13 protein-coding genes are annotated in these 13,864 nt (G+C 39.3%); 5 read left to right on the top strand and 8 right to left on the bottom strand.

All coding sequences use genetic code 11. The features are described from left to right. Positions 1-41: 41 nt before the first annotated feature. The 4 genes from ACFSKL_RS05890 (at position 42) to ACFSKL_RS05875 (ending at position 5,179) form a co-directional block, all read left to right on the top strand. Entirely contained in the window at positions 42-599 is a 558-nt protein-coding gene (locus ACFSKL_RS05890; protein WP_376884333.1) for a hypothetical protein, read from the top strand. A 460-nt stretch (positions 600-1,059) separates the two neighbouring features. Continuing rightward, the gene (locus ACFSKL_RS05885; protein ID WP_376884331.1) at positions 1,060-3,240 is read left to right on the top strand and encodes a TonB-dependent receptor; all 2,181 of its coding nucleotides are present in this window, start codon (positions 1,060-1,062) and stop codon (positions 3,238-3,240) included. Positions 3,241-3,514: 274 nt separating this feature from the next. Continuing rightward, the gene (locus ACFSKL_RS05880) at positions 3,515-4,210 is read left to right on the top strand and encodes a cyclase family protein (RefSeq protein ID WP_376884329.1); all 696 of its coding nucleotides are present in this window, start codon (positions 3,515-3,517) and stop codon (positions 4,208-4,210) included. A gap of 375 nt (positions 4,211-4,585) precedes the next feature. Continuing rightward, positions 4,586-5,179, top strand: a complete 594-nt coding sequence (locus ACFSKL_RS05875; protein WP_376884327.1) for a hypothetical protein — start codon at positions 4,586-4,588, stop codon at positions 5,177-5,179. Positions 5,180-5,193: 14 nt separating this feature from the next. Here the strand turns inward: ACFSKL_RS05875 and ACFSKL_RS05870 are convergent, their stop codons facing one another. The 4 genes from ACFSKL_RS05870 to ACFSKL_RS05855 all read right to left on the bottom strand — a co-directional run bounded on the left by ACFSKL_RS05870 (position 5,194) and on the right by ACFSKL_RS05855 (position 10,018). Then, positions 5,194-5,946, bottom strand: coding sequence for a LytR/AlgR family response regulator transcription factor (locus ACFSKL_RS05870; RefSeq protein WP_376884325.1), 753 nt, complete (start codon positions 5,944-5,946; stop codon positions 5,194-5,196). Next, positions 5,943-6,974 (bottom strand): sensor histidine kinase, encoded by a 1,032-nt coding sequence (locus ACFSKL_RS05865; protein ID WP_376884323.1) that lies wholly within the window; start codon positions 6,972-6,974, stop codon positions 5,943-5,945. The genes ACFSKL_RS05870 and ACFSKL_RS05865 overlap by 4 nt, the downstream gene beginning before the upstream one ends. Positions 6,975-7,204: 230 nt before the next feature. Further along, positions 7,205-7,855: a hypothetical protein gene (locus tag ACFSKL_RS05860; RefSeq protein WP_376884321.1), complete on the bottom strand. Its 651-nt coding sequence runs from the start codon at positions 7,853-7,855 to the stop codon at positions 7,205-7,207. A 12-nt stretch (positions 7,856-7,867) separates the two neighbouring features. Continuing rightward, positions 7,868-10,018, bottom strand: a complete 2,151-nt coding sequence (locus tag ACFSKL_RS05855) for a TonB-dependent receptor (RefSeq protein ID WP_376884319.1) — start codon at positions 10,016-10,018, stop codon at positions 7,868-7,870. Between the two features lie 342 nt (positions 10,019-10,360). Between ACFSKL_RS05855 and ACFSKL_RS05850 the strand changes: the two genes are divergently transcribed. Further along, entirely contained in the window at positions 10,361-10,597 is a 237-nt protein-coding gene (locus ACFSKL_RS05850) for a type II toxin-antitoxin system ParD family antitoxin (RefSeq protein ID WP_376884317.1), read from the top strand. 231 nt (positions 10,598-10,828) lie between these two features. Here the strand turns inward: ACFSKL_RS05850 and arsB are convergent, their stop codons facing one another. From arsB to ACFSKL_RS05830, 4 genes are all read right to left on the bottom strand, one after another. Next, a complete protein-coding gene (arsB, locus tag ACFSKL_RS05845) occupies positions 10,829-11,860 on the bottom strand; it encodes an ACR3 family arsenite efflux transporter (protein WP_376884315.1) in 1,032 nt (343 codons plus the stop codon). A 191-nt stretch (positions 11,861-12,051) separates the two neighbouring features. Continuing rightward, positions 12,052-12,666 carry a low molecular weight phosphatase family protein gene (locus ACFSKL_RS05840; RefSeq protein WP_376884313.1) on the bottom strand — a complete coding sequence of 205 codons (615 nt, stop codon included), beginning with the start codon at positions 12,664-12,666 and terminating at the stop codon, positions 12,052-12,054. 90 nt (positions 12,667-12,756) lie between these two features. Further along, positions 12,757-13,299 carry a DUF6428 family protein gene (locus tag ACFSKL_RS05835; protein WP_376884311.1) on the bottom strand — a complete coding sequence of 181 codons (543 nt, stop codon included), beginning with the start codon at positions 13,297-13,299 and terminating at the stop codon, positions 12,757-12,759. A gap of 186 nt (positions 13,300-13,485) precedes the next feature. Beyond that, positions 13,486-13,815: an ArsR/SmtB family transcription factor gene (locus ACFSKL_RS05830; RefSeq protein ID WP_376884309.1), complete on the bottom strand. Its 330-nt coding sequence runs from the start codon at positions 13,813-13,815 to the stop codon at positions 13,486-13,488. Positions 13,816-13,864: the final 49 nt, after the last annotated feature.

Raw genomic sequence — 13,864 nt, 5'->3', positions numbered from 1 at the left:
CAGCACTGCTGGCTTGGCTTTTTGAATAAAATATAATTTCCATGAAGAATTTTGCATTAGGAGTATTGTTGTTGATTGCAGTTTTTTCTTTTGTTGCCTGCGATGGGGAGGATAAAAAATATCAAGTATCGCATTACTTCGACAATAGTGAACAGGATACTTTGCTTACCAATATTGTTACATATATCTATAAAGTTCCAAGGGGTGTAGATCCAAAAAAGAAATTTGATTTGGAATATAGAAAACTATATGTTGGTCAAATCAAAAATTTTGAATTTTTAAATTACTTTATTGATCAGGATAGTACTCATTATTTCCAACTTATCAGACCTGCTAGAAACGAAAAGGGATATAAGAGGGGCGTCTTGGGTAAGTTCAAACTAGGAAATGACTTCGAATTGATCGACTTTGAAGAAATTGCAAATACTCCTATGCTTCCTGTAGATGAAATCAAAGAAAAGGGATCTTATCTTTGGAAAGACTTGATGTATTTTAAAAATTTAGATCGCTACTTTTTGAATAAGGAATATGTGGAATTTCCAGATGATAGGGCTAGGTATGATAAAGTGAAAAACGAATGGACTTATGAAAAGCTTTAATTTTTTTCATTACATTTAAAGTGTGAATCGCATATTTTCTTTCATATTACTCATTTACATGATCTTTCAGATTGGCATCCCGCAAGCCAACCATGATTGTGATCATTTGGAGAGCACCGAACAGCATGATTCTGAGCATCCAGAAAATCAGTGTTGTTCACCTTTTTCAATCTGCAAAGTATGCTCACTCTTTGTCTACCAAGTTGTTTGGGAAATGGGATCTTTCCCACAACAATCCATCAAGTCCGAAGAGCCCGTATTGATCGTGCATTGTTATCAAGAATCGGCATTTTCAATCTGGCAACCGCCCAAGCTAGCCTAAATTTTTCTAATTCCTTTTGTGACGATATGCGCACATAAGGAGTCTACTGTCCTCTTTTCCATAAGGTAGGATTGCAATGTCTACTTCTTATTGAGAGGATTGATAAAATCAATTTTTAATCATATTACATATTTATTTATGAAAAAAATATTCATTCTTGGCCTGTTATGGCTAAGTTGGACTGGCTGTTTGATGGCTCAAGATCTTCAGGTAGTAGTCAAAGATGAACACGAAAACACAGCATTGATAGGAGTCTCTATGCTCATCTTGGAGAATAAGCAGGGGGCTGTTTCAGATGAGAATGGCTTGATTGTTTTCCCAAACCCACCAGTTGGAAAATTGACATTGAGGTTTCAGTTAATCGGTTATGAAAGGAAGCAGATCTCTATCAACTGGCCGGATGATGTCGGTGAAATGCCACTGGAAGTATTGCTGCATGAATCCCATGACGAGATGGAAACTGTGACGGTATCATCCACCAGAAGCTCGCGAACCATAGAGGATATCCCTACCCGGGTGGAATTTATCGCAGGGGAGGAGTTGGACGAAAAAGTCAATATGAAGCCTGGGGATATCCGTGTGCTTTTGAGTGAAAGTACTGGGATTCAGGTACAGGTGACTTCTCCAACTTCAGCCAATGCAGGGATCAGAATCCAAGGTTTGGATGGTCGCTATACCCAAATCCTAAAAGATGGATTTCCACTTTATTCCGGTGCGGCAAGTGGATTGGGGCTTTTGCAGATCCCGCCTTTGGATCTGCAGCAAGTGGAGCTGATCAAGGGTTCGGCATCTACACTTTATGGCGGAGGAGCCATCGCTGGATTGGTGAATTTGATTTCAAAAAGGCCTGATGAAGACGGAGAATTGAGCTTTGTCCTCAATGGCACCAACGCCGGTGGTTTTGATGCCTCGGGGTTTTATGGAAAGCGAAATGAAAAAATCGGTACCACAATCTTTGCTGCTTACAACACCAATTCACCTTTCGACCCTGCGGCGATTGGCTTGAGTGCCATTCCGAAATTTGACCGTTTTTCATTCAACCCCAAAGTCTTTCTTTACCCTTCCAAATCCACAGACTTGGAGTTTGGGGTAAATCTCTCTTTGGAAGACAGGGTTGGGGGGGATATGGATTATCTTAAGGGAAATCGGTCAAATCCAGATGCTTTTTTCGAAAGTAACCAAAGTGAAAGGCTCAGCACTCAGTTTGTCCTAAACCATCGTTTGGAAGAAAAGAAAAGGCTTCAGGTAAAAAACAGTTACAATGTTTTCAACCGCAAACTGGGGACAAATGCTTATGATTTCAATGCGGTACAGCAATCTACATTTACTGAAATCAATTATCAGATAGATGGAAAAGCTACAGATTGGGTACTTGGAGGGAATCTATGGACGGAAGCATTCAAAGAAGAGCAGACCAATAATTTTCCAGTGAGAGATTACAACTTGAATACTTTCGGGGCTTTTGTGCAAAACAATACCAATTTGAGTCAAAAGTGGGTGCTGGAATCTGGCTTGAGGACGGATTATGTGTTGGATTATGGACTGGCAGTGTTGCCGAGGATAGCCTTGATGTACAAGGCAAATGTGAATTTCAGTTCTAGGTTTGGTGGAGGGTTGGGCTACAAGGCACCGACGATTTTCACCGAAGAAAGTGAAAGGTTGCAGTATCAGAATATCCAACCAATCGATGCTGATTTCAATACTTTGGAGAAAAGTTATGGACTCAATTGGGATTTGAATTACAAGACTTCATTGTTCAATGACCAACTGTTTTTCAGTGTCAATCATTTGTTTTTCTACACATACCTGAACAATCCATTATTCTTGGAACAAATAGGTGGTTCTGAATTTAGATTTGTCAACATTGACGGGTACAGTGATACCAAAGGCACGGAGACCAATATCAAATGGATGTTTAGGGATTTCAAATGGTTTATGGGATATACCTATACCCATGCTAGGATCAATTCAAATGGGATAAGAAGAGACAATCCCTTGACCCCAAAACACAGGATCAACTCAGTGCTTTTCTATGAGGTGCATGACAAATGGAAAATTGGCTGGGAATCCTATTATTTTAGCCAACAGCGCTTGAGTGATGGTTCGGTAGGGCAGTCCTATTGGATCATGGGCTTTATGGCGGAGAAGATTTGGGAGAAATTTTCAGTATTTATCAATTTCGAAAATTTCCTGGATGCCCGTCAAACCCGTTTTGATACCATTTTCACAGGCAATATAGACAATCCAAATTTCAGGGAAATCTATGCGCCATTGGATGGCTTTGTGATCAATGGAGGAGTGAAGCTGAGGTTGATGTAGATCAATAAGGCGTGTTTATTAGAGTATTAAACTTTTCCAAAGTTCTAAACTTTGGAAAAGTTACTTGTTGAAATAGAAATTCTTCAAAATTGCTTTTACTGATCAATGAAGTCCGATGTTCAGGGTAAGCTTGGAGAAAAGATGCTGGAAATCTTGCTTTTTGATCTTTCCATTTGAATTCAAACCCAATGATGATTTTTTATGATATGTGAATTACTTTAGTGCAGAATTTAGATCAACTGGATTGGTACATAATTAAAAAAAGATAACCTAAATGACAGAGATTATAGATTTGAGTCAAGAGATTTATGAAGGAATGCCGGTTTTTAAAGACCTGCCACAAGTCAAAATGGAAATTCATAACTCTCACGAAGAATGGGATGGAATTAAAAATCCTGAAAAGAAAACACCTGCGGTACATAAATTAGAACTTGGGGAGCATACTGGGACACATGTTGATGCTATCAATCATATGGCAAAACAATATGAAGGCCATTCTATTGATAAAATGCCACTGTCAATGTTTTATACAGAAGGTATATGCTTAGATTTTTCCCACAAAAAACCCAAAGAGCTGATAGAGCCAAACGAAATTGAAGAAGCCTGTAGGAAAGAAAACCTGACAATTAAAAATGGGGATACTGTTCTGATTTATACTGACCATTATAGAAGACATTTTAACGGGATAAACTGGGGGGATGGTCCTGGGGTTTCTGCCGAAAGCGCTCGTTGGTTGGGAGAAAAAGAAATCTCTGCATTTGGAGTTGAAACAATGTCTCCTGGTGTTCGGAAGGTTTCGAACAAAGAAGTACATCGTATTTGCGGGGAATTAGGTTTTACGCATTATGAAAATTTGATAAACCTACATTTGTTAATTGGAAGGGGGAGATTTCGGTTTATAGGGTTTCCCTTAAAAATTAGGGGAGGAACAGGTTCACCAGTTAGGGCAGTTGCGATATTTGAAAAATAATTGATAAGAACATATGCCAAAAACCAACCACAAAGAGCCCAAAGGTTGCACAAAGCTCACGGTAGGGATTCCCACGAAAAGGTGATTATTTTTTTTTCCTAGTGTCCTTAGTGAAAACCCTGGTGTCCCTTGTGGTTAAGATTTATAGCCAATGGAAGGGTCGTTTTTTTGCCGAAATCGAATATGATAATATGCATTATGTAAAGTTTAGGGGTATAACCTCTTTTTGCAGCTGAGTTGTCTGTGATCAAATATCAGATTTTCTGAATTTTAACCTATAAATTCCATTATTGGCACAATTGCGGATACTCATATAAAAGTATCCTTATTTAATCTCAACCAAAACCTTCTCTATTAAAATCAAGTAATACCTGTATGAAGAAAATCATTTTAGTTTGTTCGGTTTTGGCGATGTTTTCGTCCTGTATCACTGTCAATTTGAATGGACACAAACTGACCGAGGATGTAAAGCAATATGATTCACTGTTATTGATATTTACAGATTCTGAGGATACATTTTATGAATGGAACGAGGAAAATTATAATTATGTGATCAACACGAGGTTCAATGGTCTCGACCAAGAGCGGAATCGAGAAAAGTTTGCATATCATATCAGGAAGTATTTCAATGGGACAAAAATCTTCAATGCAAGTCAGGTTTTTCCCCTTCACAAGCCCATAGATTATGCTGATTTTATGGGTCAAATAGAAAACATCAACTTTGATGCAATACTGTTGGTTCATTCCAAAGGGGAATGGATACACGAGAGGGTTAGTGATGGGGATACAGTCACCAAACTAAATGCGGAATATCATATTTTTCTGATTGATAAATACGATTATCAAAATGTATGGATAGCAAAGTCCGATGCTGTAGGGAGTGGAGGATGGAACGAATTCTCGGATTTGTACGAACGTATCTCTAAGGATCTTGCAAGTAAATTGAAAGAAAATGGTTTTATCAATTAAGAAACTCTTCAAATTCAACCATCCAGCCAAGCTTTAAAAGCAGTTACTTTTTCTCGACTGACCAAAATATCATTGTCTGAACAGTCTTTGAGGATGATTTTCAGCCGACTGTTTGAGTAGGTGTGGATCTCTGAAATGGAGGGGAATGAGGAAATATATTTTCTGTTGAGTCTGAAAAATTGCTTTGGTTCGAGCATGTTTTCAAGCTGGTCGAGTGTATAGTCCAAGATGAATTTTTTCCCTTCGAATGTTTTGAGAAAAGTGATTCGCTCTTCACTGTAAAAATAAGAAGCTTCCGAGGCTTGTATAGATTGGATTTTTTCTCCGATTTTGACCAGAAACCTGCTTTTGTAAGTCTTGCTTTCTGTTTGGAATATTTCCCTGATTTTGTTGATATCAAAAGAGGGTCTGTCGTTTAGCTGTTGGAATTTGCCGATTGCATGTTTTAATTCCGCTGGATCGATCGGCTTGAGGAGGTAATCTATGGAATTCAGCTTAAATGCTTTGATCGCATATTGATCAAAGGCAGTCGTGAAAATGATGGGTGAATTGACTTCTACATTCTCGAAAATCGAAAAGCTTAAGCCATCAGCCAATTGGATATCGCAGAAAATCAAATCAGGATCTGGATTGGAAGTAATCCAATCAATAGCCGATTCGATGCTATCGATATTTCCTGTAAGTTTCGCCTCAGGAAGCTCTTGTCCAATTAGCTGCATCAGTCTTTTGGCAGCAGGTTTTTCATCTTCTATGATCAGTATGTTCATCCTTTGGAGACTTTCAGAAGCGGTAATTTGACGATAAATTCCCGCTCAGTTTGAATAATTTCTGGAGCGGATTCACTGAGAAGGTCATAGCGTTTGGAAATGTTTTCGAGACCGATTCCAGAATGTGTTTCTTTATCCATTTTGGGTTGAAAGTTATTTTTGACAATCAGTTTTTCATTTTGGATTTCGATCCAGATTTTCAAAGGTCTGGTTTCACTGGTGACATTGTGTTTGATGGCATTTTCCAAAAGGAGTTGTAGGGAAAGGGGAGGGATCATCCAGCCCTTTGATTGAAACTCATCGATATGGAATTCCAAACTCTGCTCGAATCGGATTTTTTGCAAACTAAGATAATTGACCGCAAAATCAATTTCCATCTCCAAACTTACCAATTCTTCCTGCTGTACATCCAATACATACCGATAGATTCGTGACAGTTGTTGGATAAAGTCGGCTGATTTATCAGCACTTTCATAGACCAAATTGCTCAATACATTCAAAGAATTGAATAGGAAATGTGGGTTTAGCTGGTCTTTCAGTGATTGATATTGGCTTGCCAGATTTTCCGATTTTAGTTTCTCGGCTTCTAGAGCAGCATTTTTCCATTCGAATAGCCATGACCTGGCAATAAAAACCGTGATGATGATTAACGCAATGCTGGTAGCCATCAATGCATATCTGAAGACTCTCATCCAACCAATATTGTTTAATGTAACTTCCGGGTTAGTGGAAGTAATGTAAATGACCACAAGAATGACACTTACAGAAAATGAATAGATAATATAAGAGATTGCGGTAAGGGAAAGTCGTTTAACTGGTGCTTCTATCCAAGAAATTTTACCATCAAAATAACCTTCGATCCACGAACCTCCAAAGCTCAAACAACTTGAAATACAGAATGAAAAGATAAAGTTTGGAAGTAAGCCCTTAATTCCTTCCAAAGTAAGAAAGCATTTTGGGCAAAGTATGATCGTCACGATGAGTACGATTCCCAAATTCACCAAAATAAATTGTTTGAATGATCTCATAATGGTTGAACATTTGGAGGGATTATTATTCATTCGGTCTTGATTTCATGTGTCTATATTCGAATCCAAACAAGGTACTCATAGATACCAAAGATAGATAAAAAAGTACAGGCTCGTATAAAGCCCATCAAAGGTTCCAAACCCCTGATGGGCTTTATGCCATAGCTATTCAGGTCAGATAGAAATAGCGACCATCATTTTCAAACACTTGAAGGAATCCTTTCAGGGGGTTATTTACACTTTGTTTTCACCTGCTCAGCCATTTCCTTGCCCCAGTGTGGATTGAGATTACCGGCATCATGATTTGAGGCTTCTTTTTCAAACAACTCCAAGCTTGCATTGATCAGTCCGCATCCTTTTTCTGGTCCTGTTCCAAAGAACTCAGCCATACCCAACTCCATCTGCCCCAACATCATGATTGCCCTTGGGTTTTTCCTGTTCAGTTCCACAGCTTTGCCAAATTTCTGCATGGCCAGTGGTGAAAGGTGCTGTCCTCTAGATGCGGGGTCTGCTGCCAATTCTGCCATGGTGATATAGCCATCCAGTGCCACTATTTCTGAATTGTTGGGTGAGATTGCGGCTGCTTTTTCAACATGTTTTTTCGCTTCTTCCAAGAGGTTGTCTTTTTCTGTCATGCCTCCCTGAACCCTGAATGAAGCATTTACCAACGCCAAACCGGCATAGTAATGTGGCAACCATTCCACTGGATTCATTTGGGCTATTCTACCGAATGCATTTGCCGATTTTTGTAGTTCTGTAGCTGGCCCCGCTTGGTTCATGGTTTTGATTTCTTTGAGCATTGCCGCTTGATATGCTTCATTTGCAAATGAAATACTGATGCTAAGCAAAATAATTGCGATGATTAAATTGATCTTTTTCATGATAATAAATATTTATAAGTTGTTTAATTGATTTGCTGTTTTGTCTTTGGAAAGGGTGATGAATACCCCAAGAAAGAGGAATCTTGTAGCTTGCATTCCGATTGGGCTACTTTCGTACCTTCCGTTTTCATTTGTCTGCCCACTGAATTGATGACCAAACACATTTTCTCTTCCCAGCACATTGGAACATGCCATATGAATGATCATATTTGGCTTCGGCAAGTAGCTCCAACTTAGACTCAGGTCTTGGAATGACCTTGTTTTGGCATTCATCTGTCCCGGAAAATTGGGATCATGGTAAGTGTAGCCATCATTGATGCTGAATGAAGTTCCGATTTGTGATTTGAGCTTGCCCACAAAATGTTTGACTACAATCGATGCATTTTGGCGCGGTGCAAAGGAAGGTTGTACCATTTCGGTGAACATGGCAAATTGCCTTTTACTGTCCACAAAGCTGTAGGTGATCCAGAAATCTGTGTTTTTGAAGGATTTTTGATCTCGGTAAAAGAAATCAAAACCTTGGGCAAATCCCTCTCCTGCTTGTTCTATTTTACTGTAATTGAACCTTTGTCCTTCGAAAGTCACCAAGTTTTTATACCCTTTGTAGAATGCTTCTGCACGAAGAGTCCTTCCGTTTTTGTTGATGAAATAGTTTAAGATCAGGTGCTCCGATTGAGTGTTTTGAAGTGCTTGATTGATGATTCGGAGTTCTTCAAGTGGCATTTGGTTGAATGTACCTGCTGCCAAAGAGACTTGTCCTTCATTCGCAAATTTATATGCCAATGAAAATCTGGGATTGAGCCAAGTCTGGTTTGCCAAGGAGCTATGGCCAGACCGCAAACCTCCACGAAATACCAGCTTATTGCTTAAGTAATAATCGGCTTCTGTAAAAAGATTGTATTGATAGTCCGTGATTTCCCTTTTCAGATTTTCGGAAATTAACTCCTCGGAATAGCGAAGGATGTAGGTTTCCATACCTGTTTTTAGGGAAAATTTATCAGAAAAGCTTTTTATTGCTACAGTTTTTCCATGAAGCAATCTGTTTTGATTTTGGATTTCATTTGCTGCGATGTCAAAATTATCCACATTGTTGGAAAATGAAATACCGCCATAATAGCTCCAGTCATTTTTCCCCAACTGCTTGAAAGAGCCTTGGGCAAAAGTATATTGGTTGCCTATACCCACAAGCTGACCTCTTTCTTCAGAACCAGGCTGTTTGCTCCAGATTTTCATGCCACTGGCTTCAGTATGGACATAAGCTTTGATGATTCCACTTATTCCCCATTTTTGTTTTGCCGAAATCTCCGTATCCCATCCGTAAGGGGATCTTTCCCAGTCGAAGTTTTGGTTGATCAATTTTTGGTAAGGTGACAAATCAAAATAGTTTGCCGATGCTGTAATGCTGTTTCTTTCACCGGTCAAGGTTTGTGCAAAACCTCCACCGACAGACAGTATGCTGATATCGCCTTGGCTTCTAGCTGGGATATCCACACTGTTCAGTGCCAATGCGGACGAGAGAGCTTGTCCATATTCTGCGGAGTAACCACCTGTGCTGAAAAATGAACCCTTAAAAAGATTGGGATTGAACCTTGTGCGAGTTGGGACATTTGATGCAGTTGTCCCAAATGCATTGCCGACTTTCATGCCGTCAATGAATATTGCTGTTTCAGAAGCATCACCACCACGGACAAATAGCCGCCCGTCATTGCCTACATTGGCAGTTCCGGGCAAAGTCTGAAATGCCCCGATGATATCCCCCATGGCTGATGGTACAGTGACAATATCGATAGGCTTGAGTACGACGGCCTTTTTTTCATCAGAAGCCTCCATCGCACCGGCGCTGATGGTGACGGCAGTCATTTCATTGATCGCTTCCCGAAGTGTCACTGACAAAGTGATGGGTTTTCCTTCAAGCAAAACATCTTTTTCGAAAGATTTGTAGCCCATCGCTTGAAAAATGACTGTATATTCTCCTGTCAATGTAGTCTCAAGTATGTAGCTGCCATCTATTTCCGAAGAAACACCCTCGTAGGTTCCTTTGAGAAAAATGTTTACCCCAGGGATAGTTTCTCCCCTTTGATCCTTTACCATACCTTGGATGTTGGTTTGGGCGAAAATAGGCTGGGCTACTAGAATTAGAATTATGTAAATTGTTGCCTTCATAGCTTTGAACTTTGATTCAAAAGTCTAGGAAAAGGCATTCAGAAAAAATTAAAGGTTACTGAAGTGTAGGATTTGGTGACTGGAGTGTAGTAGGAGTGAAAAATTGTCTGAAAAACAAGTAAATTTGGGAGATACAAGATAAATTACAAATAAAGATGGGGCTACCTTATGAGCCTGAGTTGTAGAAAATACTATATTTTGTTGAAGTTTTTCCTGATATTCAAATTCTGCCATCAGTGATAGCAGAATTGAGTTGGACACACTTTTTAGAGCTTTTCCAATTGATTTTGATGTACCAAATATTAATATTTATTGGTGTATTTGATTGTTAAAATTGAAATTATGGCTGAAAACACTAGTATAACATTGGGTAGTCATTTTGAGGATTTTATCAATAAACAAATCCAAAAAGGTAGATATGGATCTACCAGTGAGGCTGTCCGGGCAGCTTTGCGTCTTTTAGAGGAGAAAGAAACAAAGTTGGAGGCATTGCGGAATGCATTGGTTGAAGGTGAGAAAAGTGGTAAAGTGGATTATTCCTTGGAAAGCTTGATTGAAGAATTAAATAAGGCACTTTAAAAAAAGCCGTTTTCTTAGTTTTAGATGTTTTATAACTTATTGAAATGTGATTGGAATAATGTAGTAATATGGTTGATATAAAGTGGAAATAGGATGGAAATACTATTGAAAATTGATGGAAATATCGAAAATCAAATATCCACCAATTTCTATTTCAATATATTTCAGCGCAGCTATATTTCAACAATATTTCACTGAAAGTATATTTCGCATCAGGCATATTTCTTTTACCTAATACCTCCACCTATTCGCCAAAGCCACCAAGCTTAGCATAATCGGCACCTCTACCAATACACCCACCACAGTCACCAAAGCAGCTGGGCTTTGCAATCCGAACAAAGCTATTGCCACTGCAACAGCCAATTCAAAGAAATTGCTTGCTCCTATCATCGCAGCCGGGGAACAGATCGCGTGGGGAAGCTTGAGTTTACGCCCACCAAACCAAGCGATAAAGAAAATAAAGTAGGTTTGGATGATCAGTGGAATGGCAATCAGCAAAATAATCAATGGATTGTTCAGGATATTTGGCCCCTGGAAGGCGAATAAAAGCACTAAAGTAAGCAATAATGCGAAGATGCTGACTGGTTTGAATTTTGGCAAAAATTCATTTTTAAACCACACTTCACCTTTGCTTCTGATCATTATTTTGCTTGTAATTACTCCCGCCACCAATGGCACAACCACAAAAATCAATACGGAAGCGACCAATGTTCCATAAGGAATAGTGATATCAGTGATGCCTAGTAGCAAGCCAACCAATGGGACAAATGCAACCAAAATGATCAAGTCATTGACAGAAACCTGTACCAAAGTATAGTTGGGATCACCATCTGTAAGGTAAGACCATACAAAAACCATCGCCGTACAAGGCGCCACACCTAATAGGATTGCTCCGGCTATATATTCTCCTGCCAGCTCTGGATCAATGTAGGCAGAATACAGCTTGTCAAAGAATATCCACGCAAAGAATGCCATGGTAAATGGTTTGATCAGCCAATTGATCACCAAAGTCAATATCAGTCCTTTTGGAGCTTTTCCCACTCCCTTGATACTTCCAAAGTCTATCTGCAACATCATCGGGTAGATCATCAACCAGATCAATATCGCTATCGGAATGTTGACATTGTAAATCTCCATATCCGACAAAAAGGTAATATCCTCACCCGCCAAATGCCCAATCAGAATACCAGCACCTATGCATAGCGCAACCCAGACTGTTAGGTACTTTTCAAAAAAACCGATTTCTTTTTTATTTGTTGACATTATTATTGGTCATTAATTGAATAAGGATGTATTAGAAATAGAATAGATATAATGTGGAAATATGGTAGATATAAAATGGAAATAAGGTTGAAATATGATGGAGATATCACAGATCAAATATCCAATAATATCTATTTCAATTTATTTCACGAAGTATATTTCAATTGTATTTCACAAAGTACATTTCCATTTTAATTCTTCATGATTTGAGAGAATACAAAGAGCATCTCCGAACCTATCTGAAGTGATCTTTCATCATATTTTTCCGCTTCTTGATCTGTGTCGTCAAATGCTTTTGGGTCTTCGTATCTGACTGGGATCCGGGCTTCTGCACCTGGGATAAATGGACAATTTTCATCTGCATGGGAACAGGTCATGATGGCAGCAAAGCCTTTTGGTGCATTGGCTGCATCATCGTACACTTTGCTGAATGCCACAATCGGATTTTCATCGTTTGAGTATAGGACAAAATATTTTGGATTGCCTACTCCTTCTTTGCTGACTTTGAATCCGAATCTTTTGATAGATTCTACCGCTCTTTCGTTGAAAGCAGTTACTTCTACGCCACCAGAGTAAGAGTTGATGTCTATTCCGTGAAAAGCAGCAGCTACCTTTCCCCAAATTTGGGAAAATTGGCTTCTGCGGGAGTTGTGCGTGCAGATATAATTCAGATTGATTTCCTGACCTTGATCGATTTTCTTTTGGATATAATCAATCAGAACTTGGAGGACAGCTTTTCGCTCATCTGAAATTGGAAGTGCTTGCGCTTTTTCGATGATTGCTTGGAGTGTTAGGTATATGTTCATATGGAGTTTTTGATGTACAATGTATGAAGTACAAAGTACCAAGAGGTCTCCGATACTTTGTACATCGTACTTGGTACTTTGTTCAATGACTTAGCAGCAACCCGCTCCAGGTTCGCAGCTATTGGCGGTCTGAAGGGATGCTAGGGAAACTCTGACTTTTGGTTTTTCGGATACTGGACCACAGCAGGCAGCAGCTTTTTCTTCTGGAGTGGTAGCTCTGTCTTTGGCTTTGCAGGTCGTTTGGTCAGGTGTTAGTTGTACGATCAAGGCATTTCCAGTGTCCTTGATATTGTGGATAGGAAGCACAGCAGTCGGGAAAAGGGAGTTACCGTATTCGAATTTGATTTCAGTATCTGGAAAGGTTTCCCTCACTTTGTTGACTACCTCAAAGATTTTCAAGGCTTTGCTACTATCCACAGCATGATCTGGTTCAGGAATTTCGTTTTCCCATAGCTGGATATGTACTTCTGACCACTGGTTGCGGATGCCACCGCAGTCCACGGTATCATAATTGACATTCTTGATCTCGGTGATGTGGTAGTCAGTTCTCACATATTGACCTGATTGATATTCGAAGAAAAGTGCCTTTTCAGGGTTTTCTCGTAGGATTTGGGTAAATTCTGAGGTTTTCATTTTTTTTAGATTTTAGATATGAGACGCTAGACATGAGACTTTTGAATTTATAGCTCTGTCTTTGACTCACGATATATTTTAAATGAACTTGATAAATTTATTTAAACTGGAATGTGATGGGATACTTGAAATTGCGACCATCAAAGCCTAACCTCTAATGTCTCAAATCTAATATCTCACATCTATTCAGCAGCATCCAGAGATCTTCGGAAAGCCACCAAACAGCTCTTGAAAGAGGTTTTGTACTTCTGTCCAGCGGATAGGATCGATGCAATAGCATACTGTTACCCCTTCGATGCTTCCCTTGATCAGGCCGGTTTCTTTGAGTTCGCGTAAGTGTTGGGAGATAGTCGCTTGGGCAAGCCCTAGTTCCTGAACCAAATCTCCATTGATACAGGTATCAGATTGAATCAAATATTCAAGAATGGCTATTCTTGCAGGATGAGCAAAGACTTTGGCGATTTTTGCCAATTCGTTTTGCTTTTCGGTGAATAAGTCAGATTTGGTAACACCCATTTTTGAGACATTTAGAGGTTAGAAGCGAGATGCTAGAAATAAAATTTTA

The sequence above is a fragment of the Belliella marina genome (assembly GCF_042682445.1).
GTDB classification, from domain to species: domain Bacteria; phylum Bacteroidota; class Bacteroidia; order Cytophagales; family Cyclobacteriaceae; genus Belliella; species Belliella marina.
The sequence above is the reverse complement of the archived record's forward strand: the minus strand, read 5'-3'. Positions and strand labels throughout refer to the sequence as shown.